This is a genomic window from Cobetia sp. MB87 (assembly GCF_011319755.1).
Classification (GTDB): domain Bacteria; phylum Pseudomonadota; class Gammaproteobacteria; order Pseudomonadales; family Halomonadaceae; genus Cobetia.
This window is the reverse complement of record NZ_VFBC01000002.1, coordinates 267,201-290,217: the sequence shown is the minus strand read 5'-3', so window position 1 is coordinate 290,217 and position 23,017 is coordinate 267,201. Positions and strand designations below refer to the sequence as shown.

Here is a 23,017-nt window from a genome sequence, read left to right as displayed (position 1 = left end):
GAGAAGCAGCAGTCATCGGGATACGCAATGCAGGGCACCCGCGAGCAATGCAAGGCGCCCGCGAAGAGGCGTGTCTTCGCGGGCGCTGATATGTCGCTGAGGCGGCCTGGTTGGCGCCTGAATGTCGCCTGACTGTCGTTCAAGAGCCGCGCTTGCGTCAGGCCACTGCCTTGTCCAGTGCCTGGCTGACATCGGCGATGATGTCGTCGATATGCTCGATCCCCACCGAGATGCGAATCAGGTCCGCCGAGACCCCGGCCTTGGCGAGTTCTTCCTCGTTGAGCTGGCGGTGGGTGGTGGAGGCCGGGTGGCAGGCCAGCGACTTGGCATCGCCGATATTCACCAGGCGCAGAATCATCTGCAGCGCATCGATGAACTTGCCGCCAGCGATGCGCCCGGCTTCGGCCTTGTCATCACCTGTCGCGTCCGTCTTGATGCCGAAGCTCACGATCCCGGAGGCCTTGCCGCCGGTGATCTTCTGGCAGGTGGCGTGATAGGGGCTATCCGGCAGGGCGCCGTAGTTGACCCAGCTGACACTCGGATGCTGCTGAAGGTATTCGGCCAGTGCGAGCGCATTGCTGCAGTGGCGTTCCATGCGCAGGGCGAGTGTCTCCAGCCCCTGCAGCAGCAGGAAGGCACTGTGCGGGGCGAGCGCGGCGCCGGTATTGCGCAGCGGCACCACGCGACAGCGACCGATATAGGCGGCCGGACCGAAGGCTTCGGTGTAGACGACGCCGTGATAGGAGGGGTCTGGCTCGTTGAGGATCGGGAAGCGCTTCTTGTTGGCCACCCAGTCGAACTTGCCGGAGTCGATGATGATCCCCCCCACGGTGGTGCCGTGGCCGCCGATGTACTTGGTCAGCGAGTGGATCACGATGTCGGCACCGTGATCGAAGGCACGACACAGCACTGGTGTGGCGACGGTGTTGTCGACGATCAGCGGCACGCCATGCCTGTGGGCGATCTCGGCCAGACGTTCGAGATCGACGATGTTGCCGGCAGGATTGCCGATGGACTCGCAGAACACGGCGCGGGTCTTGTCATCGATCAGCGCTTCGAGTGCGGCGAAATCATCAAAGGCCGCCATGCGCACCTCGACCCCCTGACGCGGCAGGCTGTGGGCGAACAGGTTGTAGGTACCGCCATACAACTGGCTGGTGCTGACGATGTTGTCGCCGACTTCCACCAGCGCCTGGATTGCATAGGTGATCGCCGCCATGCCGGAGGACACCGCCAGCGCCGCGATACCGCCTTCGACGGCGGCCATGCGCTGCTCCAGCACGTCATTGGTCGGATTCATGATGCGGGTATAGATGTTGCCCGGCACCTTGAGATCGAACAGATCTGCGCCGTGCTGGGTGTCATCGAAGGTGTAGGAGGTGGTCTGGTAGATCGGCACCGCCGCCGCCTTGGTGGTGGCTTCCGAGGTGTAACCGTGATGCAGGGCGAGGGATTCCAGCTTCATGTTGTCTACCGACATGACAGTGTCCTTGTGCGAGAGCGTGGCGAAATCTTGTTATGTGGTGCGGTTGTCGTGCGTGCTGTTGCCGTTCGTCCCTATGTGGCTGTGCTTTGCCTCCACCGCCAACTGGGGCGCATGCCGCGACGACGCTCAACATTAGCAACGGGACATCTGCAAGTCCAAGCGTCCCTCACGTAGTCACGACAGGTCGCTGACTGGGTGGCACGCCGAACTGACGACGAAAGGCGGTGGCGAAATTGGCGGCGCTGCGATACCCCGCCATCTCGGCGGCGGCCTCCACCGTGAGCTTGCGGTCCTGCAGCAGGTGAGCGGCACGGATCAACTGTCGCCGTCTCAGGTCCTGCGTCATGGTCTGGCCGTAGGCGTCGCGATAGCGGCGCTGCAACTGGCGCACGCTCATGCCCAGACGAGCGGCGATCTCCGCCTGACTCAGATAGGCGACTTCTCCATTGTGGATCCAGTCTTCCAGCGTCTCCTTCCAGTCTGCCGTCTCCTGCGGGGGATGCCGTGTCGTGTCATCCGTCTGGGTCGGTCTGGCCGCCAGGCATTCACTGATCACCTCCAGCGCCAGCGATTCGATTCCCAGACGCTGGGTCGGGGAGGTGGGCCGCTGTCGGCTGAAGGTGTCCAGTCGCTCCAGCAGACGAGGGGACGGCCACCAGTGGAAATGCGCCAGGTGGCGCATGTGTGACATCACCTCACTGGCACGGGAGACGTTCAGGTGCCATTTCAGCCAGGCCGGCGTCAGCGTCAGGATGGCGCTGTGTTCGTGGGCTCCCTTGAGACTGTTCAGCCGGAATTCGGTGGGCTCGTCGAGGGCGATGCACAGTGCACGTCCCGGCTTCAGCGCATGGCACTGTGGCCCGAAACTGACCCTGGGCTCCCCGCGCCACACCACGGCGATCTTCAGCGATGGCTCGACACTGGAGCGAATCATCAGATCCGCCCGCTTGCGCACGCGGTTGAGGCGCATGAACAGGCCCGGCTGCGCTTCCTGTAGATGCATGTTGCCGATCAAGGCGCCGTCAGCGGACTGGCCCTCGGCGGGCTGGCATTGGTGGTCGCTGGTCAGCGCTCGCGCCATGCGGTGCACGTGATCGAGCTCGATGATCCGGTGGCGCGCGCTTGCGGGATGGTGAGGGCTGGCGGGGGCAACTGGGGAGGCGGGCGAGATCGTGCCAGCCCGGCCCGAGGGGGGAGTAAGGCTCATCTTGTCGCACCTGCAAACATCAGGGAGGGTTCCGCAAAGGTTTTTGTCGTCATGGAGTGCCAAAATGCCCCGTCAGAACATCAAATGCAAATAATTATCATTAGTGGCGATAACCAGAGACACAAGAGGCAAGGGGACACGATGAAGAAGGTGAATGCACGAGGACGCGGTCTGTGTGGGGCAGGCACGCGTCGTCTGATGATCGGGGCAGGTGTGGCGCTGGTCAGTCTGCCGGCACAGGCGGAAGACGCGACGATGGTGCTGGATACCCAGCGGGTGACGGGGCTGCGCCTGTATGACATGGCGTCCAGTGAGCAGAGCGGCGGCTACAGCGTTGACGCTGCCACGGTGGGCTCCAAGGTGCCGGCCTCGCTGCGCGACATTCCGCAGTCGGTGAGCGTGGTGACCCATGACGCCATCGAGGACCAGAACTTCATCACCCTGGATCAGCTGGCGGCACGGACGCCCGGCGTGCGGGTGCTGAACAATGACAGCGGCCGCTCCTCGATCTTCGCGCGTGGCTATGAATACGATGCCTACAGCATCGATGGGCTGTCCGCGCCGATGTCGAGTCTGACGGGCTCGGTGCCATCCTTGACTGCCATCGACCGGGTCGAGGTCATGCGTGGGCCGTCCGGTCTGTTCAACAGCACCAGTGAGCTGGGCGGGGTCATCAATCTGGTGCGCAAGCGCCCGACCGATACCTTCCAGGGCTCCATCAGCGGCAGTGTCGGTACGCTGGAAGACCGAAGCGTCAGTGTCGATATCTCCGGGCCCATCGATGAACAGGGCCGTATCCGCGGTCGCCTGGTGACCCGCTCCACCGAGCAGGCGCAATGGGTGGATGACAACGACAACACGCTGAATGATTTCTATGGCGCGCTGGATATCGATCTCGACGAGAATACCGAGCTGTCACTGGGGGTGATCCACAATACCAAGGACATCACCGTCAATCAGGGTCAGCCGGTCGATGGTGACAATAACTTCACCTATGGCCGCCGTTCGGCATTCTACGGCGCGGACTGGAACAGCTTCGAGAGCGATTCCACCGATGTGATCGCCGAGCTGACTCACCGCTTCAGCTCACGTGGCTATGGCCGACTGGCGGCGCGTTACAGTGATCGCAATGCGGATTACAACTATGCCTACAGTGGCTCGGCACTGAGCGATACCGGCGACTTGAGCAGTGTCGCGGGCTATGCCGGTTTCACCGATGAGACCTCGGTAAGCGTGGATGCCAGCTACACCCAGGGCTTTGATGCCTTCGGCAACCAGAACGAATTCGTGGTCGGGGTCGATTACAAGACATCGGAATCGGATACTACCGCGGCGCGCACCAGCAACCTGACCGGCTCCAGCGCCACCATCAGTGAGCTGAACTCTCTGTCCTATGTCGACATTCTCGGCAATGCCCGTGATGGCGTGAGCGGTTACAGCCTGTCGCGCACCGAGACCACCCTGGAAGAGCAGGGCCTGTACGGCAAGGTGACGCTGCGTCCCGTGGCACCGCTGGCGGTGATACTGGGTGCGCGCGTCAGCCAGTTCTCGGCCGAGACCGAAGACAAGCTCAACGGCGGCAGCAGCGACATGCAGGACACCGCCGTCACGCCCTATGGCGGTATCGTCTATGACCTGGACGCCGACCACTCCCTCTATGCCAGCTACTCCAGAGTCTTCGAGCCGCAGACCCGCGAAGACGAGGATGGCGACCTGATCGACCCGCGCGAAGGCGAGCAATACGAGATCGGCATCAAGGGCAGCTATCTGGATGGTGCGCTGAATGCACGCATCAGTGGCTTCCAGCTGACCGACAGCCACCGTGCTGCCTCCTCGACCGACGGAAGCGTCAGTTACTCGGTGGATTCCGGCAAGATGCGCATCACCGGTGCGGAGCTTGAGCTGGCCGGCAACATCACGCCGCAGTGGGATGTCATCTTCGGCTACACCTACATGGATTCCGAGGTGCTGGAAGCCGGCAGCTCCGATGCGCTGCTGATGCTGATGCCCAACAACATGGTCAATCTGTGGACCCAGTATCGCTTCGAGGGCAACCTGCTGGATGGCGTGTCCGTCGGTGCCGGCATGACGGCGCTGAGCGATTTCGAAAGCACCCAGGGCACCATCCAGGCACCGGGCTATGCGGTGTTCGATGCCATGCTGGGCTATCAGTTCACGCCCAAACTCAGTGGCCAGCTCAACGTCTACAACCTGTTCGATCGTGAATATTACGTGCGTGCCGGTTCGGCCAGTGTCTTCAACTTCGTGGGACGTCCGGCCAGCGCCGTCGCGACCCTCAAGTACGAGTTCTGAGCATGACTAGCCTCTGCCCGACAACGGCAGTGAGGGAAGGACAGGGACGTCCTTCTCGCACTCGTCCACCGTTGCACGACCGATGGCACCACCGCCGATGGCACCACCGCTTGCACGACCGACTGCGAGGTTGGGGGCGCCGGTGGGTGATGGCAGGAGTGACGTCAGGCGTGCTGCTGTCATCAGGCCCCGTCATGAGCCACATGGGAGACGCCAGGGTGCTGCAGGGAACGACGACCGCATTCACGCAGCACTCATCCACCACGGGACATGACTACCTGATCCAGGTCGCGCTGCCGCAGGTCGCACCGCCCGAAGGCGGCTATCCGGTACTGCTGGTGCTGGATGGCAATCGTCACCTGGATCTGTTCACGGCAGCGCGCGACATATTGGGACGCCGTGGCTTTGACAAGGCGCCGTCAGATCTCGCCATCGTCGCGGTCGGTTATGCGGGCGCGACGGACGGGCAGGCAAAGGCGGCGCGTGACATCGTCACGAAGCAACGCTTCAAGGACTTCACGCCACCGCTCACCACCGGCACGGCCCCTGAGGGGACGGGCGGTGGCGAGGATTTTCTCGACTATCTGACCCAGTCTCTGCCGCCTGAACTGGCCTCACGCTATCCGCTCGATCTCAAGCGGCCTGCGCTGGTCGGCCACTCACTCGGCGGCCTGTTCGCGCTCCATGCCCAGCAGAAGGCGCCCGAGGCCTTCGGCGTCATCTTCGCGATCAGTCCGTCACTGTGGTGGCGGCAGGAGAATGATCAGGCCAACTGGCCGCTGCGTCTTGCCTGCTCCGAGGCGGCGGGTCCGGTGTACATCGCTGCTGGCGGACGCGAGCAATCGCCTCAGCCACAGCGCAATGACCCGGAGCGGGACAGGCTGCGTGTCCAGCGCGCGATGATCGACAACGCACATGAGCATGCACGCCAGTTGGGCGAGCGCTGCCCGCAGATCGAGGTGCAATGGAAGCTGTATGAGGGTGAAGATCATGGCAGCGTGATGTGGCCCGCCGCGCGCGCAGTGATGGAGCGATTGGTGAGACCGCGCTGATGCGACCGGCCGCCACGGTGTGGCCTGGGCAGTAAAGTGGACAGTCACATGGGCAGTAAACGCCACGACGGCGGCATCAGCGTGGGACATGTATTGTCCTGACTGATGCCGCCGTCGTCGTGTTTCGGCGCCACTTGTGTCTGAGCGGCTCATACCAGAGCGGTTTGTGTCATTGCCTCTCGTATCAGCGCGATGCTTACATCACTGCACGTACCGCGAGGAACAACACCGTCGGGGCGAGCAGGATGCCCAGGCCGGTGTAGAAGGTGGCGGTCATCGCGCCGTAGGGCACCAGGCGGGCATCGGTGGCGGCGAGGCCCGCCGCGACGCCGCTGGTGGTGCCGATCAGGCCACCGAAGATCATCGCGGAACGCGGATTGTCGAGCCCGATCAGACGCGCCGTCATCGGTGTGGCGACCATGGTCAGGATCGACTTCACCAGGCCGGCGGCGATCGACAGCGCGACCACTTCGGAACTTGCCCCGAGGGTTGCACCGGTGACCGGGCCGACGATGTAGGTAACCGCGCCCGCACCGATGGTGGTGATATCGACCGGATCGGTATAGCCGAAGGCGATGGCGACGCCACCACCGGCGACGAAGGAGATCAGCACGCCGACGAACAGCGCCACGACCCCGCGAAAGCCGGTCTGACGGATTTCCTTCAAGTTTACCCCGTAGGCGGTGGCGATGATCGCGAGATCACGCAGCATGCCGCCCCCCATCAGGCCCAGCCCCGAGAACAGCGTGACATCCGAGAGCCCCTTGCTGCCGCCGGTGGTTGCGCCCCCCACGTAGGCCAGCACCAGGCCGAGGATGATGGCGATGGCGGAGCCGTGCAGCTTGCCGCGTGTCAGGTTGTTGCTGATCCAGTAGGCGACATACATCGCCAGCCCGATCACGGCGAAGGCCGCGACCAGATGATACTTGTCGAACAGGTGGACGAGTGAATCGATCATGGGTCAGCCCTCAGTGTTTGTGCGCAGGAGTGGAGGAAGCGTGGCGGTTGCGATCCAGCACCGGGGCGCCTGTCGTCACTGAGGTTCTGGTCGGCGTGTAGCGGGTCTCGCCGGCGAGCGGGTCATCTTCCAGCGCACTCTCGGGACGCTTGCCGGTCAGCAGCGGCACGAGGGCCAGCCCCAGCACCACGGCCAGTACGCCCGCGACCAGCGCGACCATGCCGCCGCTGAAGGCCGCGACCACATTCTGGCTGGCGGCCATCGCGACCACGATGGGGATGTACATCGCGTTCCAGAAATTGATGCCGCTGGCGGTGCTGTCGGCCATCTTGCCGCGGTCCTTCAGCACGCCGGTGATGAAGATGAGCAGCAGCATGGCGATGCCGACACCGCCGAGGTTGGAATCGATATTGAGCATTTCTCCGAGCAGATCACCGATCACGAGACCGGCCATCATGCATCCTGCGAGCAGGGCAACTCCGTAGATCACCATGGCGTATTACCTTCTTGTTGTTGTGGTGAAGTGGTGGTGAATCAGTGTGGCGTCTTGTCGTCTATCTGATTTATTTAACTTCTCGTCCATCCAGGTTGGACAATCCAGGTTGGCTAGCCTGGCTATTGCGTGTCTTCTACAGGGTTTGAGGGTGAGTGAAACCACCGGCATGACGTGATGGCGTCACGCCATGCCGGTGGCACGAGGGTGTCAGGTGTCGGGCCTGACAGGGGTGGAAAAGGCGACAGGGCTGGCTCAGCCGTGTGAACGGGCCGGCTCAGGTGCGAACAGCTGTGCATATTCCTCGCGCAGCTGTTTCTTCTGCACCTTGCCCATCACGTTGCGTGGCAGGCCATCGATGAAGAACACGCGCTTGGGCTGCTTGTAGCGGGCGAGCTTGTCGCTGAGGGCGGTGAGTACCGCCGCTTCATCGAGACTGCCCTGGTGGCCGGCCTGCATGACCACCACCGCGCAGACGCCTTCGCCGAAGTCCAGGTGGGGCACGCCGAACACCGCCGATTCGTTGACGCCGGGCATGTCATCGATCAGCAGCTCCACCTCCTTCGGGTAGATGTTGTAACCGCCGGAGATGATAAGGTCCTTGTCACGGCCGCTGATGCACAGGTAGCCATCGGCATCGATATGACCGAGATCCCCGGTGATGAAGAAGCCATCCTCGCGGAACTCGCTGGCGGTCTTCTCCGGCATCTTCCAGTAGCCCTTGAAGACGTTGGCACCGCGCACCTCGATCAGCCCTGTCTCGCCACGCGGCAAGGTGGCACCTGTCTCGCGGTCGGTGATGCGGACTTCGCTGCCGGGCAGCGCCATGCCCACCGTGCCGGGACGCCGCTCGCCGTCGTAGGGGTTGGAGGTGTTCATGTTGGTTTCGGTCATCCCGTAGCGCTCGAGAATCGCGTGGCCGGTACGTGCGCTGAACTCGCTGTGGGTCTCGCTGAGCAGCGGCGCGGAGCCGGAGACGAACAGCCGCATGCCGGCGGTGGTCTCGCGATTGAGGCGCTCGGATTCCAGCAGGCGGGTGTAGAAGGTCGGCACGCCCATCAGCACGCTGGAGCGCGCCATCAGATCGAGAATCTGCTCGGCATCGAACCTTGGCAGGAAGGTCATCGAGGCGCCCACCGTCAGCACGATGTTGCAGGCCACGAACAGGCCGTGGGTGTGGAAGATTGGCAGGGCGTGGATCAGATGGTCATCACGGGTGAAGCGCCAGGTCTCGGCCAGCGCCTGACAGTTGGAGGCCAGATTGGCGTGGGTCAGCATCGCGCCCTTGCTGCGCCCGGTGGTGCCGGAGGTATAGAGGATGGCGGCGAGATCATCGGCGGCGCGTGGCTCGACTTCACTGCTTGCGCTGCACTGGCGGGCCTGCTCCATCAGGGTGCCGTCCTGCTCGGTGCCCAGACTCTCGACACGCGGCACATCACATTCCTTGCCCAGTGCGCGTGCCGTCTCCAACACCTTGGGCTGGCAGACGTACAGGTGCGGGCCGGCGTCGCCCAGGAAGTAGCGGATCTCCTCGCCGGTGTAGGCGGTATTCAGCGGCAGATAGACCGCGCCGACCTGCAGGCAGGCCAGATACAGGATGACGGTCTCGCAGCTCTTGTCGATCTGCACCGCGACGCGGTCGCCCGGTGTCACGCCCAGCTCGCGAAGCGCGGTGGCCATCTGACCGGCGGCGTTGCGTGCCTCGGCGAAGGTGTAGCCGTGGCCTTCGACGGTGTCGAGGAAGGTGGCATCCGGGCGCTCATCGAAGTTGCGCGCGAATTGCAGATAGAGGTTGTCGTGGTTGGCGTGAGACATCGTTGGCTCCAATGGCGTTGTTCTTGTCGTGAGTCGTTGTCTTGTCATGAGCCTTGTCTTGTCATGAGGCGTTGACGCAAGGCGACATTCTGATCAGGCGCGCTCCGGCAGATGGCGTGTCTGCCGGGCGGCTCATTTCTTGTGTGGCTCTTTCCTCGAGTGACTTATTCCTCGAGTGATGGCGTTGGCTTGCTGTCGCTGGCATCCGTGGCCGATCTGGTCGCGGGCGACTGCTCGGACGCTTTGGATGACAGAAGCTCACTTTCCTTCCTGGTCTCGCGCTTCGGCGCCTTGGCCAGCTCCTTGTTGGCTTTCGATTCCTTCTTGACCTCACTGCTGCACACCACGCTGTCGTTGCGGCTGAAGGCCTCGTGGTTCTGCTCGATGCGGTGTGGCTCATAGAGGTAATTGACCATCAGGCCGTGGGCCTGCTGGCGGCCATTGGGTGAGGTGTCACCCGGCCAGTTGAGGCGATGCAGGCTGGCACCGTTGCCGAGGTGGAAGCGGGCGACCGGGTCCATCGGCTGGCCGCTGCGGTGCTTGACGTTGACCAGGTAGTGGGCAGCGAGGGCGCGCAGTTCCGGCGCCATCTTCTGCTGGGCTTCCTCGTCATTCATCCAGTCATCGTGCTGCAGGTGATGGGCCAGCAGGTCGGAGACTTCCAGGCCTTCCTCGTCACGCGCGCGGGTCAGCCACTGGCTGAAACCGGGCACCGGCGAGAGGGTGACGAAGCGGCTGAGATTGGGCAGCTCGCGTTGCAGCTCCTGCACCACCTGCTTGATCAGGAAGTTGCCGAACGAGATGCCTTTCAGGCCCTTCTGACAATTGCTGATGCTGTAGAAGACGGCGGTGTCCGCCTCGCGTTCGGTGGTCTGGCCGCTGTTGGCGAGCAGATGCTGGATGTTGTTGGGCACGCCCTTGCACAGCGCCACCTCGACGAAGATCAGCGGCTCATCGCCGATGGCCGGGTGGAAGAAGGCGTAGCAGCGGCGGTCCTCGGGGTCGAGACGTCCGCGCAGGTCGCTCCAGTCCTGGATGGCATGAACCGCCTCGTAGCGGATGATCTTCTCCAGCACCGCGGCGGGGGTGTTCCAGTCGATGGCTTCCAGCATCAGGAAGCCGCGATTGAACCAGGAGGCGAACAGGTGCGCGAAGTCGGCATCCAGCGGTTTCAACTCCGGATGCTGCTTGATGAGCTGGAGCAGGTCGGCACGCATGCGCACGATTTCATAGGTGCCGCCGGGGCACAGGTTCAGGCGGCGCAGCAACGATTGGCGCCTGGGTTCACTGGCGGCGAACAGCGCACTGAGATTGGCGTTGTCCGGGGCGTCGCGATAGGCGGCGTAGGCAGCGTGGATACGGTCTTCATCGGCGGCGTAATGCTCGGCCAGCAGCTGGAAGAAGGCGAGGCGCTGCTCGTGATCCAGCTGCTGATAATCCTCCAGCGCCCGCTGGGCCATCATGATGCGCGAGGCTTCACCGCTGCTCTCGGTGAGGTTGTGGCAGCTCTCGGTCAGGCGGGCGAGGGCGGTGTCTTCATTGCCGGCGCCGGGTGAGAGGCCAACCTGCTGGCGGGCACGCTGGCCGACATGGGTCAGCAGATCCTGCAGAAAACTCAGATTTATGTTCATGGCGGTCTTCCTCAAGGCGCGAGACGCGAAGCTGTGATGATGGGGCATATCCATTGCTCAGTATGGCGTCTGAGACTTGAATATTTGGCTTCGTCTTGTTGTATACAACAGATAGGCGTCTGGTGTGTTAGCGTCAAGTCCTGGCATGCCAGACACGACTAAAGTCAGTTTCCTGCGCGGCCACTTCCCCTGTTCAATGAAGGCAAGGGGGCGAGGCAGCGACTGGCCTCATGGCCGGTTGGCATGTCTGCGAGAGGATTGAGGCGGAGGGCGACAGGGATTGGCGCCATTGTCAGCGCAACAGTCACCGCAACATGGCCGCAAGGCATCAGCATCAGTGCTCAGCACAAGTAAAAGGACGCCGCAGATGATCAAGATGTCCCACACCCAGCGCCTTCGTGATCTGCTCGAAGATGCCATCGTCGAAGGGCGCTTCCCGCCGGGCACCAAGCTCGACCCCGAAGCGCTGGGCCGCGAGTATCAGTGTTCCCGCACGCCGATCCGCGAGGCGCTGCAGCAGCTCGCCGCCTCCGGCATGGTGAAGGTGGTGCCCAAGCGCGGCACCTTCGTGACGCAGCTGGGCGTCTCGGAGCTGGTGGAACGCTTTGAAGTCATGGCGGAACTGGAAGCCATGTGCGGCCGACTCGCCGCGCGGCGCATCACCACGCAGGAGCTTTCGGAACTCAAGGACGCCCACGCCGCCTGCCGAGAACGCCTGGAAGCCGACGACGCCAATGGCTACTACTACGAGAACGGCCTCTTTCATCACTGTCTCTACCGCGCCAGCCACAATGCCTTCCTCACCGAAGAAGCCACGCGCCTGCACGCCATCCTCAAGCCCTATCGCCGCCTGCAACTTCACGTCCGCCACCGCATGCACAGCTCCTACGCCGAACACGAAGCCATCGTCGCCGCCATCGAAGCTGGCGACGCTGCTGCTGCAGAACAGGCACTGAAGGATCACGTGCATATCCAGGGGGAGAGGTTTACCGATCTAGTGGCGAATATTGAGCGGTTGCATGAGGTTGGGTGAAGTTGATTTTCAATATTACTAGTTTATTGGATTGTCGAGAAAAATTATGCATGATAAAGTTATTCTGGTAGCGCTAAATGATGAGCAAAAAGCTGAAGCCGTACAAGCGCAAAGTAGTCGCAAAAAAATAACCCATGCTGTTGTATGTGGGGATTATGGAACGATCTTTGGTACTGAAAAGTATTGTCTAAAATATTTTCATGCTTGGAGTTCTATTTTTCCTAATATATTTTCAGGAGGGGAGTTTTCTGATAGTTTTCAATTCGTCACCTATCAGCCTACATACGAGCTAGTCAATATTTTGATGGTAGCGAATGATGAGGCGAAAAAATCATCGCCCTAGTATTGAAGTGGCATTACTTAAAAGCAAGAGCGGCCATAGTATAGGTATGCTAATAAATATTAATGTCTATATATTTTTGTCATAGCTATTAATAATTTTCTGCTCTTTTCTAGTTTGGTTTTGATGTGTCAAGGATGATATTATGAAATATAAAATGGCGCTAGTTTTAACCTTATCTTTTGCTTCCTCTGAAGTGTTTGCTTTTGATAAAAATGATGCTGCATCTTTAGTGAAAAAGTTTACTGAAACTACCGCCTGCCAAGTCAGCGACCGTAATGAAGAAAATCCCTTGCAATTCAAAACAATTCAATTGAGAGAAGGCATGGATACTGTCGATGGCTTCGGAGTCCAATATGCAGTGTTTTGGAAAGGTGACTTAGGATGTTATGGGGGGCGAGGGGCTGACTCATCAAATGTAAGTATTGTTGAAAGAAGCGGCTTTGGTACTGCAGATCCAGTTATAAAAATAGATGATTATGAATTGCCTGATGCTATAGCAAGCATTGCTCATGTTACTGATTTTTATGGAAGTGACTTTAAAAAACAGTTTTACATCAAAGGGGTTAAGTATAACCCTGATGACCATCAAATAAGCCCCACGAGAGAAGTTAGTTATTTGGTGGAAGTGGATTATTTTGGCATGAAAATAATAGATTGATCAAGATTGATATCTGGGTTGGTAGCGAGCATCGATCTGTAACGGATCAGGTTGTTCCTGTAATTGAGAACACAGCAAGACCATAGTGGTCACCTTCTCCGGGGGTGACCGCCATGACTGGGCCGCCTATAAGATGGCGATCTTCGGGATATTGAAGAGTATCTTGTGGGCAGCTGCTTCTGATAGTAACCCATTCAACCCTTATACAACTGATTGAACCCTTTGACGCTGAACCCCTTCAAAAACTGATCACCAATCTTCACGACAGGCACGCTGCGAAAGCCGGTCTTGGCGAATTCCTTCTGTCCAGCAGGGGATCGGACATCCACCAGACGGAAGCCGATCTTCTGCTGCTCCAGATACTGCTTGGCTGTCTGGCAGTGTGGGCAGTTCGCCATGGTGAAGAGTGACACCCGTTTCATTGCAGTTGCTCCCGTGTTGATCGATCCCGCGCGTTGTAGGCACTTGGCCTGAGATGATGGCCTGAGACGTTGGCGGGCAATGATACCAGCCGTCGGTCTCTTCCTACATCAGCACTTCCCGCACAAGCTCCCCCAAAATGCCCCCCCCTTAAGATCAGCTTTTGCGCGGGATATGGCTCATCGCATGTTCCGCCAGTGCCGTGATGGTCAGGCTGGGATTGACGCCCAGGTTGGCGGCGAGCATCGAGCTGTCACAGATCAGCATGTTGCGGTAATGGAAGACGCGATTCTGCCCATCGCAGACGCCGTCCTCGGGGGAGGCCGCCATGGCCGCGCCGCCCATGCAGTGCGCCGTGGTCGGGATGTTGAAGAGTATCTCGGGGATGCTGCTACCGGGGATGGCGCCGATGGCCTTTGCACCACGCGTGACGAAGTCATTCGCCTCGGGGATGAAGGTGGGAATGCGCTTGCCCTCGGTGACCAGCGCCTTGCGAAATGGCCAGTACCACAGGCGTTTGAGCGTCATGTCGAGGTGGCCCTCCGCCGTCTGCATGCACAGAAAGATGATGGTCTCCTTCGCGAAGCCCCACGGCAGCTGGAATCTCAGCGCGCGCAGTGGATTGGCGAGGAAGAGCTTCGCCATCGCGCCCAGCCAGGAAAAAGGGCGTGTCCAGCCAGGCTTGCCCCTGGCCATCGCGGTGAACAGCAGCCCCATGAAATCGGAGCCCGCCGGATAGCGCGTGGCTTCGATATGGGTGTGCTCATCGATATGGATGCCGGAGCCGATGGCGATGCCCTTCGACATGTCATCGCGACTTCCCGGCATGCGACAGCTGATCAAGGACTCCGCATTGGTCCGCACCCGCTTGCCCAGTGCATCCGAGAGGTTCGGCAATGCGCCCTTGTCCTTGAGGCGGAACAGCAACTCCTGGGTGCCGAGCGACGAGCCAGCGAAGACGATGGACTGACAGGTGACACGACGTTTGCCCAGGCCAAGATAGAGCCCCGCGAAAGTGGAGGGCACCGTCGTCACCACATAGCCATCGGCACCATCCGTCTTGCCATTGAGCGGTACGACGTCGATCACCTTGGTCTCGGCGTGTACCTGGGCGCCGTGCTTCTCGGCCAGATACAGGTAGTTGCTGTCGAGTGTGTTCTTGGCACCATGTCGGCAACCCATCATGCAGCCGCCACAGCCGATGCAGCTTTTTCGTTCAGGCCCTTCGCCAGCGAAGTAGGGGTCTGGATGGGGGCTACCGGCGGCGGGCGTGCCGCTTTCGCCCTCGGGGCCGAAGAAGATGCCGACCTCGGTGGGGTACCAGGTGTCATCGCAGCCGGCGACTTCCGCCATGCGTTTCAGGGCGTCATCCGCCGGTGCGATGATCCGATTGGTCGTCACGCCGAGCATCTTCTGCGCCGTGGCGTAGTGCTCTGGCATCACCGCATGCCAGTCATTGAGCCCCGCCCACTGGCCGTTGTCCCAGATCTTGTCAGGCGGCACCAGCAGTGTCTGCGCATAGGTGATGGAGCCGCCGCCCACCGCGTTGCCATGCAACACGATGACGTGACGGAAGAAGCTCATGGTGAAGAAGCCGCGCAGGCCGAGCATCGGCCGCCACAGCCAGCGGCTCAGACGCCAGTTGGAGCGCGGCATGTTGTCCGGCGTCCAGCGCTTGCCCTGTTCCATGACCGCCACGCGATAGCCTTTCTCGGTCAGGCGATGCGCGCAGACGGAGCCGCCAAAGCCCGAGCCGACGATCAGGTAGTCGTAGTCGTAGTCGAAGCCATAGCCGTGCTCTTGTGGCGCAGTAGCACTGGCGTGGCGATCAGCGGTAGTCATCGATAGTCATTGATAGTGCTTGAGCTGTTGCGCGATCAGGTCAACGAAACCCTCGCGGTCAATATCGAACAGCACCCTGGCGTTGTGTGGCTTGCCGGTGAGCTGGTAACGGTCGACCACCGTCATGCCCTGGGTATGCTCGCCCTGTGTCTCGACCCCGACCCAGCACTCGACAGCGGTGAACAGCTCAGGCTTCAGCAGCCAGGCGATGGTGCAGGGGTCATGCAATGGCGCACCGCTGAAGCCCCACTTGGGGTCACGGTGGTAGATCATGAAGAAGTCGAGCAGCTCGGCGACACACTGGGCAACGGGATTGTCGATGGCGCGAATGCGCTCGATGTCCTCATCCATGATCTGCGCTTGATGGGTGACATCCAGCCCGCACATCACGATGGGCAGCCCGGACTTGAACACCATGTCAGCGGCTTCGGGGTCGACGAAGATGTTGAACTCGGCGGCGGGGGTCCAGTTGCCGACACCTGCCGCGCCCCCCATCAGCACGATGCTGTCGATCTTGTGGTGAAGCTCCGGATGGGCTGAGAGAAACAGCGCGATATTGGTCAGCGGGCCGGAGGGCACCAGCGTGACCTTCTGCTCACAGGCACGGACCTTCTCGGCCATCAGCTCGATGGCGCTCTGGGTGACGGGAGCGAAGGCGGGGTCCGGCAGCTTGGGGCCATCCAGGCCACTTTCGCCATGCACGTTGTCGGCGATGATCAGCTCACGCGCCAGCGGTTTCGGCGCGCCACCGGCGACCGGAATGTCATGCCGTCCCAGCAGGGTGAGCACGCGCAGCGCGTTGTTGAGGGTCTTGTCAGGCGTCTGATTGCCGGCGCTGGTGGTGACGGCCAGTACGTCGAGCGCGTCTGAACTCAGGGCCAGAATCAGCGAGATGGCATCGTCGTGGCCGGGATCACAATCGAGAATGATGGGGCGCGGCATGCAGCAGTCCTTGTCGTGAGTCGTATTGTTGTCGTGACTTGCCTCAATCAGCCTTTCCTTTATGCCTGAACGCAAAACGACACGCCATCCTTGCGAAGGGCGTGTCGTCTGTCCGTTCATGGCATTCGCGCTTGGTGTCAGCGCTTGGTAACAGTGCGTGGCAGATCAATCCGTCTGCTGGGCACGCGCCTCATTGAGCATCTGCACCAGCACTTCCACCGGCTGCGCGCCGGGCACGTAGTACTGACCGACGATGGTGCTGGGCACCGACTGGATGCCGGCATTGCGCAGCGCTTCCTGCTGGGCGGCGACTTCCTGCTCGCCCTCGCCGGATTCGAGGAAGGTCAGCGCCTGTTCGACGCTCAGATTCTCATCGTGCAGGCTTGCGATCTCGGCCAGCACCTGACGGTCTCCCACGTCCTTGCCATCGTGGAAGTAGGCGGTGAACAGTGCTTCCAGCAACGGGCGCTCCGCCAGACCCTCGGACTGCTGGCGCCAGACGATGCGCTGGGCATCGGTGGAGTTGGGCGTGCGCTCCATCAGGGCGTGGCGGAAGGTGATACCGCTCTGCGCGCCTGACTGGGCCACCTGGGCATCCAGCTCCGCGCCACGTTCGACACTGCCGAACTTCTGCGCGCGATAGTCGGCGCGCGCCATGCCTTCACGTGGCACCCATGGATTGAGCTGGAAGGGCAGGTAACTGACGCGCACCTCATCCTTGAAGTCGAGTTGCGCGATGGCGTCATCAAGATGACGCTTGCCGATCCAGCACCAGGGGCAGACCACGTCGTAGGCGACCTGGATATCGAGCTGTGACATGGGGATCTCCTGCTGATCTCTCACGCGCTCCTCAATGCAGCTTGAAGGCCGCTTTGAGAGCATGTTGGAATGATTTTGAGCAATCGCTCATCAGTGTCCTGCCATCCTAGAGATTTTGGGCCTGGGACGCTACCGAAAACGCCCTGTCCGATCATGTGATGTGACCGGACAGGGCGTTCGTGTTCAGCGCTAATGATTCAGTACTTGGAGTTCAGTGCTGCGTATTCACTGCGCCCGGCTAAGCAACTCAATCAACCCAGCGCCTTGCGCAGATCCGCCAGCGCGCGGATATCGTCCGGGCCGGTGCGGCAGCAGCCACCGATGGCCGTGGCACCTGCGGCCAGCCAGCGCGGTGTCCAGCCGGCGAGGTCATGATCGTGTTCAGAGCCGTGGTCAGAGCCGTGGCCATCGGCATCGACCGAGACGGCGCAGGCGGCGGACCAGGTCTTGGTGACCGGGTCATAGACCTCACCGGAGTTCGGGTAGATGACGATATCTTTATCTGTCTCACCGCGAATCTCGCGCACCAGCGATTCGATGTGCTCAAGCGCGGTGCAGTTGACGCCGATGGCGACCACCTGCTCGCAGTCGGCGATGGCGCGCACGGCCTCACGGATCGGCGTGCCGTCGCTCAATTCGGTGGCGTTGCACGCGCTGAAGGCGATCCAGGCACGCGCCGTGGGGAAGTCATCGCGCAGCAGGTCACACACGGCCTGGGCTTCCTCGGCACACGGCAGCGTCTCGACGGCGAGAATATCGGGTTTGGCATCGAGCAGCGTGGCGAGGCGGGCACGGTGGAAGTCGCGCAGACCGGCGCGGTCCAGCGCGTAGCCGCCACGGTATTCGCTGCCATCGGCGAGATATGCGCCATAGGGGCCGACCGAGGCCGCGACCAGCGGCGGGCAGTCCAGACGCTCCGGGTGCGCGGCCAGGTACTCGCTGCGGGCTTGGGAGGCCAGGGTGACAGAGCGCTGGATCAGCGCGCTGGCCTGGGTCTCGCTCAGGCTGCGCGCCATCAGGCCCTCGAGCGTGGCCTGATAGCTGGCGGTGGTGGCGACATCGGCACCGGCCTCGAAGTAGGCGCGGTGCACATCGACGATCGCCTGTGGCTCATCGGCCAGCACTCTGGCCGACCATAGCGAGTCGTTGAGATCGAATCCGGCACGCTCAAGCTCGGTGGCCAGGGCGCCATCGACGATCATGAAAGGCTGGCGCGCGGTGATGGCGCTCAGCGGATTGCGGATGGCATCAGCGGGCATCGAGGGCCTCCTGCGGGGTCGGAGTCGGGGAATTGGCGGCGTCGGTAGACGAGCGATGGGTCAGAGAGTGCACCAGATAGCACAGCGCCACGAAGGGCACGCCGAAGTAGAGCGCGATGCGCTGGTTGGGGTCAAAGGCGATGCCGATGCAGGCCAGTGCGCAGAACAGGAAGGCGGCAATCGGCACGATGGGGTACAGCGGTGCGCGGTAGGTCAGCTCGCTGGCGCTGTGGCCGGCCTTCAGCCATTGACGGCGAAAGCTGAACTGGCTGGCGGCGATCGCCATCCACACCAGCACCACGGCAAGCCCGGAAATCGACACCAGCGCCAGATACAGGGTGTCCTCGGCATAGACGCTCGAGAGCAGCGACAGCAGGCCGCCGAGCATGGTGATCAGCAGCGCGGGCACCGGAATGCCGCGCTGATTGACGCGACTGAACACGCGCGGCAGCGTCTTCTGGTCCGCCAGGGTCCACAGCATGCGCGAGGCGGCGTAGAGACCGGAATTGGCCGCCGACAGCAGTGCGGTGATGATCACGAAGTTCATGATATCCGCCGCGTAGGGGATGCCGGTGAGCTGGAAGACCGCCACGAAGGGGCTTTCCTTGAGACCGGCGCTGTCCTGGGGCAACAGGGCGGCGATGACGATGATGGTGCCGATGAAGAAGATGATCAGCCGCCACAGGGTGGCGCGGATCGCCAGGGGCACGTTCTTCTCGGGATTCTCGCTTTCGCCGGCGGCGATGCCGATCAACTCGGTGCCGGAGAAGGCGAAGCTGACGGCCAGCAGTGTCATCAGGATCGGCATCACGCCGTGATCGAACACCCCCTCCTGCAGGATGCGCGTGATGCCCGGCGCCTCGGTATTGCCCGAGAGTGACGTGAAACCGAACATGGCGGCGGCGCCCACCGCGATGAACACGATCACCGCGGCGACCTTGATCAACGACAGCCAGAATTCGGATTCGGCGAAGAAGCGTGCCGAGACGATGTTCATACCGAATACGATCAGCGAGAAGAGCCCGCACCAGATCCAGGGTTCGACACTGGGGAACCAGCGGCCCATGAACACGGCGGATGCGGTGAATTCCGAGCCCAGTGCCACCGCCCAGGTCAACCAGTAGAGCCAGGCGACGGTATAGCCGGTGGCCGGGCCAAGATAGCGGGTGGCATGGGCACTGAAGGCGCCGGGTTCCGGGTGGTGCACGGCCAGCTCGCCGAGACACATCATCACCAGATAGACCACCAGTCCGCCGATCAGATAGGCGAGCACCGCCCCCGCCGGACCGGCCTGTTGAATGGTATAGCCGGAGCTGAGAAACAGGCCGGTGCCGATGACACCGCCGAGGGACAACATCACCAGGTGGCGCTGCTGCATGCTGCGTTTGAAGTCGTGGGCGTTGCTGTCAGTCATGGTAGGGGTCACTCGAGGTGCTGCCGATGAGGGTCTCTCTCTGGCAGCCGTCGTTCACGATGGCGTGTGGCATGGCGAGAATCGGTCGGGAATACGCAGAAATGCAGCGAATATCATAATTTAATCAATTAGTTGCCACAAAAGGCTGCTTGGGTTGATTGGCTATATGGTTAGATGGGTAATGAGCTTGCGATTCATTTCTCGGCCCAGGGTTTCCCTCCAGCGAAGCGCGTGGCGCTGGAAACGACAACGGCCACCCGAAGGTGGCCGTTCTGTTACACGTGTGTCGGATAAGGCAACCGATCAGACGAGGCTTTCCAGCGCCTTCTCGACGATGTCGAGACCTTCTTCCAGCACTTCCGGCTCGACCGTCAGCGGCACCAGCACGCGGATGGAGTTGGAGTAGAAGCCACAGGACAGCAGGATCAGCCCCAGCTCCTTGGCCTTGGCACACACGGCTGCCGTCGCGGCGGGGTCCGGCTTGCCATCGGCATCCACCAGCTCGAAGGCCGCCATGGAACCCTGGTTGCGTGAGTGCGCGACATGCGCGAAGCGTTCTTCCCACTGGGCGAAACGCGCGGCCAGTTGCTCGCCCATCTGGGTGCTGCGCTCCAGGATGTTCTCTTCGCGGATGACGTCGATGACGGCCAGGGCCGCGGCGCAGGACAGCGGGTTGCCGCTGTAGGTGCCGCCCAGCGATCCCGGGCCGGAGGCATCCATCACCTCGGCGGTACCGACGACGGCCGACAGTGGCATGCCGTTGGCCAGACTCTTGGCCATGGTCATGATGTCGGCTTCGACGCCGCTGTGCTCCATCGCGAACAGCTTGCCGGTACGCGCGAAGCCGGATTGCACTTCATCGGCGATCAGCAGGATGCCGTGCTCGTCACACAGCTCACGCAGCGCGGTGAGGAAGCTCGGCGAGGCGATGTAGAAGCCGCCTTCGCCCTGCACCGGCTCGATGACGATGGCGGCGGTGCGGTGCGGTGCGATGTCAGTCTTGAACAGGGTGCGGATGGCGTTCAGGGACTGCTCTTCGCTGATGCCGTGAATCGGGTTCGGGTAGGGCGCACGGAAGATGTCACCCGGCATCGGGCCGAAGTCGTTCTTGTACGGCAGCACCTTGCCGGTCATCGCCAGGGTCATCATGGTGCGGCCGTGGAAGGCGCCGTCGAAGGTGATGACACCGCTGCGGCCGGTGGCGGCACGTGCGATCTTGATGGCGTTCTCGACGGCTTCGGCGCCGGAGTTGACCAGCAGGGTCTTGCGTTCCGGGCCGCGCACCGGCGTCAGCTCGGCCAGCTTCTGGCTCAGTTGCACGTACGGCGCGTAGGAGATGACGCCTGCGGCAGTGTGCATGACCTTGTCGAGCTGTGCCTTGACGGCGGCGACGACCTTCGGGTGACGGTGACCCAGGTTGAGCACGCCGATGCCGCCGGCGAAGTCGATCCAGCGGTTGCCGTCCGCATCCCAGATCTCGGCGTTCAGCGCGGTGTCGGCGAACTGCGGCGTGGCGGTGACGGCACCCTTGGCGACGTACTTGTGCTTGAGGACGTCGAGTTGTTCGTTGCTCAGCTGGGAGTGGCTCATGTCAGGTTCCTTTTCTTGTTGCCGGTGGCATGGCGCGGGCCATGCCACCGTTGTCCAGTAAATGTGGTGGGATAACGTTGTGAGACGTCCTCTCGAGGCATCGTCGCGAGGCGTCCTCACAAAAATCAGAGGCCGCCGATGCAGACGTACTTCAGCTCGGTGAACTCTTCCAGACCGTGGTGAGATCCTTCACGACCCAGACCGGACTCCTTGATGCCGCCGAAGGGCGCCAGCTCGGTGGAGATCAGGCCTTCATTGACCCCGACCATGCCGTATTCCAGCGCTTCCAGCGTGTGCCAGATGCGGCGGTAGTCGGTGGCATAGAAGTAGGCGGCCAGGCCGAAGGGCGTGTCATTGGCCATCGCGATGGCGTCTTCATCCTTGTGGAAGCGGAACACCGGTGCCAGCGGCCCGAAGGTCTCCTCATCCGCCACCACCATCTCGGTGGTGACATCGGCCAGCACGGTGGGCTCGAAGAAGCTGTGGCCCAGGGCGTGCGGCTTGCCACCGGTGACCAGGCGTGCCCCCTTGCCGATGGCGTCATCGACGTGACTCTGTACCTTGCTGACGGCAGCGTCATTGATCAGCGGACCGATGGTGTTGCCATCGACCAGCCCATCGCCGACCTGCATGGCGGCGACCCGCGCCGCGAGCTTCTCGACGAAGGCATCGTAGACGCCGTCCTGGACGAGGAAGCGGTTGGTGCACACGCAGGTCTGACCCGCATTGCGGAACTTGGAGGTGATGGCACCATCGACGGCGGCATCGACATCGGCGTCATCGAAGACGATGAACGGCGCGTTGCCGCCCAGCTCCATGGCGGTCTTCTTGACGGTGGAAGCACACTGCGCCATCAGCGTCTTGCCCACCGGGGTGGAGCCGGTGAAGGAGACCTTGCGGATGCGCGGGTCGGTGGTCAGCACCTCGCCGATGGCGATCGGCTTCATGGCGGTGACGACACTGATCAGACCTGCCGGCAGGCCGGCTTCCAGCGCCAGATCCGCCAGTGCCAGCGCGGTCAACGGGGTGGCTTCGGCCGGCTTGATGACCACGGCACAGCCTGCGGCGATCGCCGGCGCGCATTTGCGGGTGATCATCGCCAGCGGGAAGTTCCACGGCGTGATGGCCGCCACCACACCGATGGGTTCGCGCAGCACCATCAGGCGCTTGTCGGCACCGTGGGACGGCAGGGTCTCACCGGCCATGCGCTTGGCTTCTTCGGCGAAGAATTCGATGAAGGAGGCGCCATAGGTCACCTCGCCACGCGATTCCGCCAGCGGCTTGCCCTGTTCCAGGGTCATCAGCTGGGCGAGGTCTTCCCGGTGCTCAAGCACCAGGTCGAACCAGCGACGCAGCAGCGCAGAGCGCTCCTTCACCGGCACCTTCTTCCAGGCGTTGCCGGCGATCTCGGCGGCGGCGACGGCGTCACGGGTATCCTCGGCGCTGACTTCCGCGACACGGGCCAGTTGCTCGCCAGTCGCCGGATTGGTCACGTTGAAGGTGGTACCGGTCTCGCGGCGCTCGCTGCCGATCAAGGCCGGGGCGAAGACGTCGCGGCTGTTCTCCGAATTGACGTAGCGCTTCAGGAAGTCGCTGGTCGGGAGTGCAATACGGGACATGTGGAGCTCCTCTGGCGGTCTGGCGTGCAGTGCATTCATTGAGTGACAGCGCTTGCGAATCGCGCGGACTGTCCTGATATCGGCTCGCGGTAGTCGAGTCCGATGGGGCCGGGCAGGCGGACG

19 protein-coding genes are annotated in these 23,017 nt (G+C 62.0%); 5 read left to right on the top strand and 14 right to left on the bottom strand.

Translation table 11 applies throughout. The features are described from left to right. Positions 1–157 precede the first annotated feature (157 nt). Complete coding sequence (locus CDPAHKCJ_RS01445) at positions 158–1,465, bottom strand: aminotransferase class I/II-fold pyridoxal phosphate-dependent enzyme (RefSeq protein ID WP_166018272.1); 1,308 nt, start codon at positions 1,463–1,465, stop codon at positions 158–160. Positions 1,466–1,652: 187 nt separating this feature from the next. Then, positions 1,653–2,693: an AraC family transcriptional regulator gene (locus CDPAHKCJ_RS01440; protein ID WP_166018201.1), complete on the bottom strand. Its 1,041-nt coding sequence runs from the start codon at positions 2,691–2,693 to the stop codon at positions 1,653–1,655. 141 nt (positions 2,694–2,834) lie between these two features. Here CDPAHKCJ_RS01440 and CDPAHKCJ_RS01435 point away from each other — a divergent pair, with 141 nt between their 5' ends. Beyond that, positions 2,835–5,006: a TonB-dependent siderophore receptor gene (locus CDPAHKCJ_RS01435; protein WP_166018199.1), complete on the top strand. Its 2,172-nt coding sequence runs from the start codon at positions 2,835–2,837 to the stop codon at positions 5,004–5,006. Between the two features lie 194 nt (positions 5,007–5,200). After that, positions 5,201–6,058 carry an alpha/beta hydrolase-fold protein gene (locus CDPAHKCJ_RS01430; RefSeq protein ID WP_166018197.1) on the top strand — a complete coding sequence of 286 codons (858 nt, stop codon included), beginning with the start codon at positions 5,201–5,203 and terminating at the stop codon, positions 6,056–6,058. A gap of 196 nt (positions 6,059–6,254) precedes the next feature. Here the strand turns inward: CDPAHKCJ_RS01430 and madM are convergent, their stop codons facing one another. The 4 genes from madM to CDPAHKCJ_RS01410 form a co-directional block, all read right to left on the bottom strand. Continuing rightward, the gene (madM, locus tag CDPAHKCJ_RS01425) at positions 6,255–7,016 is read right to left on the bottom strand and encodes a malonate transporter subunit MadM (RefSeq protein WP_166018195.1); all 762 of its coding nucleotides are present in this window, start codon (positions 7,014–7,016) and stop codon (positions 6,255–6,257) included. A gap of 10 nt (positions 7,017–7,026) precedes the next feature. Then, positions 7,027–7,509, bottom strand: coding sequence for a malonate transporter subunit MadL (gene madL, locus CDPAHKCJ_RS01420; protein ID WP_166018193.1), 483 nt, complete (start codon positions 7,507–7,509; stop codon positions 7,027–7,029). A 255-nt stretch (positions 7,510–7,764) separates the two neighbouring features. Continuing rightward, positions 7,765–9,324, bottom strand: coding sequence for a malonyl-CoA synthase (locus CDPAHKCJ_RS01415; RefSeq protein ID WP_166018191.1), 1,560 nt, complete (start codon positions 9,322–9,324; stop codon positions 7,765–7,767). A gap of 164 nt (positions 9,325–9,488) precedes the next feature. Then, positions 9,489–10,955, bottom strand: a complete 1,467-nt coding sequence (locus CDPAHKCJ_RS01410) for a malonyl-CoA decarboxylase (protein ID WP_166018189.1) — start codon at positions 10,953–10,955, stop codon at positions 9,489–9,491. 367 nt (positions 10,956–11,322) lie between these two features. Here CDPAHKCJ_RS01410 and CDPAHKCJ_RS01405 point away from each other — a divergent pair, with 367 nt between their 5' ends. The 3 genes from CDPAHKCJ_RS01405 (at position 11,323) to CDPAHKCJ_RS01395 (ending at position 12,989) form a co-directional block, all read left to right on the top strand. Then, positions 11,323–11,988, top strand: a complete 666-nt coding sequence (locus CDPAHKCJ_RS01405) for a GntR family transcriptional regulator (RefSeq protein ID WP_107334695.1) — start codon at positions 11,323–11,325, stop codon at positions 11,986–11,988. Between the two features lie 46 nt (positions 11,989–12,034). Beyond that, positions 12,035–12,331: a hypothetical protein gene (locus CDPAHKCJ_RS01400; RefSeq protein ID WP_166018187.1), complete on the top strand. Its 297-nt coding sequence runs from the start codon at positions 12,035–12,037 to the stop codon at positions 12,329–12,331. 142 nt (positions 12,332–12,473) lie between these two features. Beyond that, entirely contained in the window at positions 12,474–12,989 is a 516-nt protein-coding gene (locus CDPAHKCJ_RS01395) for a hypothetical protein (RefSeq protein ID WP_166018185.1), read from the top strand. A 194-nt stretch (positions 12,990–13,183) separates the two neighbouring features. Here CDPAHKCJ_RS01395 and CDPAHKCJ_RS01390 read toward each other — a convergent pair whose 3' ends face one another. The 8 genes from CDPAHKCJ_RS01390 to CDPAHKCJ_RS01355 form a co-directional block, all read right to left on the bottom strand. Then, entirely contained in the window at positions 13,184–13,411 is a 228-nt protein-coding gene (locus tag CDPAHKCJ_RS01390) for a glutaredoxin family protein (protein WP_166018183.1), read from the bottom strand. 154 nt (positions 13,412–13,565) lie between these two features. After that, positions 13,566–15,251: a GMC family oxidoreductase gene (locus CDPAHKCJ_RS01385; protein WP_166018181.1), complete on the bottom strand. Its 1,686-nt coding sequence runs from the start codon at positions 15,249–15,251 to the stop codon at positions 13,566–13,568. 6 nt (positions 15,252–15,257) lie between these two features. Beyond that, positions 15,258–16,193 (bottom strand): pyrimidine-specific ribonucleoside hydrolase RihA, encoded by a 936-nt coding sequence (rihA, locus tag CDPAHKCJ_RS01380; RefSeq protein WP_166018179.1) that lies wholly within the window; start codon positions 16,191–16,193, stop codon positions 15,258–15,260. A gap of 165 nt (positions 16,194–16,358) precedes the next feature. Beyond that, a complete protein-coding gene (locus CDPAHKCJ_RS01375; RefSeq protein WP_166018177.1) occupies positions 16,359–17,012 on the bottom strand; it encodes a DsbA family oxidoreductase in 654 nt (217 codons plus the stop codon). 251 nt (positions 17,013–17,263) lie between these two features. Next, positions 17,264–18,271 carry a homocysteine S-methyltransferase gene (mmuM, locus tag CDPAHKCJ_RS01370; protein ID WP_166018175.1) on the bottom strand — a complete coding sequence of 336 codons (1,008 nt, stop codon included), beginning with the start codon at positions 18,269–18,271 and terminating at the stop codon, positions 17,264–17,266. Then, complete coding sequence (locus tag CDPAHKCJ_RS01365) at positions 18,261–19,685, bottom strand: amino acid permease (protein WP_166018173.1); 1,425 nt, start codon at positions 19,683–19,685, stop codon at positions 18,261–18,263. The genes mmuM and CDPAHKCJ_RS01365 overlap by 11 nt, the downstream gene beginning before the upstream one ends. A 303-nt stretch (positions 19,686–19,988) precedes the next feature. Continuing rightward, a complete protein-coding gene (gene gabT / locus CDPAHKCJ_RS01360; protein WP_166018270.1) occupies positions 19,989–21,260 on the bottom strand; it encodes a 4-aminobutyrate--2-oxoglutarate transaminase in 1,272 nt (423 codons plus the stop codon). 140 nt (positions 21,261–21,400) lie between these two features. Beyond that, positions 21,401–22,894 carry an NAD-dependent succinate-semialdehyde dehydrogenase gene (locus tag CDPAHKCJ_RS01355; protein WP_166018171.1) on the bottom strand — a complete coding sequence of 498 codons (1,494 nt, stop codon included), beginning with the start codon at positions 22,892–22,894 and terminating at the stop codon, positions 21,401–21,403. Positions 22,895–23,017 lie beyond the last annotated feature (123 nt).

Coding starts and splice junctions, on each gene's coding strand:
- CDPAHKCJ_RS01395 (WP_166018185.1), top strand. CDS start 12,474: ATGAAATATAAAATGGCGCTAGTTTTAACCTTATCTTTTGCTTCCTCT.
- CDPAHKCJ_RS01365 (WP_166018173.1), bottom strand. CDS start 19,685: ATGACTGACAGCAACGCCCACGACTTCAAACGCAGCATGCAGCAGCGC.
- rihA (WP_166018179.1), bottom strand. CDS start 16,193: ATGCCGCGCCCCATCATTCTCGATTGTGATCCCGGCCACGACGATGCC.
- CDPAHKCJ_RS01415 (WP_166018191.1), bottom strand. CDS start 9,324: ATGTCTCACGCCAACCACGACAACCTCTATCTGCAATTCGCGCGCAAC.
- madL (WP_166018193.1), bottom strand. CDS start 7,509: ATGGTGATCTACGGAGTTGCCCTGCTCGCAGGATGCATGATGGCCGGT.
- CDPAHKCJ_RS01440 (WP_166018201.1), bottom strand. CDS start 2,693: ATGAGCCTTACTCCCCCCTCGGGCCGGGCTGGCACGATCTCGCCCGCC.
- CDPAHKCJ_RS01405 (WP_107334695.1), top strand. CDS start 11,323: ATGATCAAGATGTCCCACACCCAGCGCCTTCGTGATCTGCTCGAAGAT.
- CDPAHKCJ_RS01390 (WP_166018183.1), bottom strand. CDS start 13,411: ATGAAACGGGTGTCACTCTTCACCATGGCGAACTGCCCACACTGCCAG.
- CDPAHKCJ_RS01435 (WP_166018199.1), top strand. CDS start 2,835: ATGAAGAAGGTGAATGCACGAGGACGCGGTCTGTGTGGGGCAGGCACG.
- madM (WP_166018195.1), bottom strand. CDS start 7,016: ATGATCGATTCACTCGTCCACCTGTTCGACAAGTATCATCTGGTCGCG.
- CDPAHKCJ_RS01430 (WP_166018197.1), top strand. CDS start 5,201: ATGAGCCACATGGGAGACGCCAGGGTGCTGCAGGGAACGACGACCGCA.
- CDPAHKCJ_RS01445 (WP_166018272.1), bottom strand. CDS start 1,465: ATGAAGCTGGAATCCCTCGCCCTGCATCACGGTTACACCTCGGAAGCC.
- CDPAHKCJ_RS01385 (WP_166018181.1), bottom strand. CDS start 15,251: ATGACTACCGCTGATCGCCACGCCAGTGCTACTGCGCCACAAGAGCAC.
- CDPAHKCJ_RS01410 (WP_166018189.1), bottom strand. CDS start 10,955: ATGAACATAAATCTGAGTTTTCTGCAGGATCTGCTGACCCATGTCGGC.
- CDPAHKCJ_RS01400 (WP_166018187.1), top strand. CDS start 12,035: ATGCATGATAAAGTTATTCTGGTAGCGCTAAATGATGAGCAAAAAGCT.
- mmuM (WP_166018175.1), bottom strand. CDS start 18,271: ATGCCCGCTGATGCCATCCGCAATCCGCTGAGCGCCATCACCGCGCGC.
- CDPAHKCJ_RS01355 (WP_166018171.1), bottom strand. CDS start 22,894: ATGTCCCGTATTGCACTCCCGACCAGCGACTTCCTGAAGCGCTACGTC.
- CDPAHKCJ_RS01375 (WP_166018177.1), bottom strand. CDS start 17,012: ATGTCACAGCTCGATATCCAGGTCGCCTACGACGTGGTCTGCCCCTGG.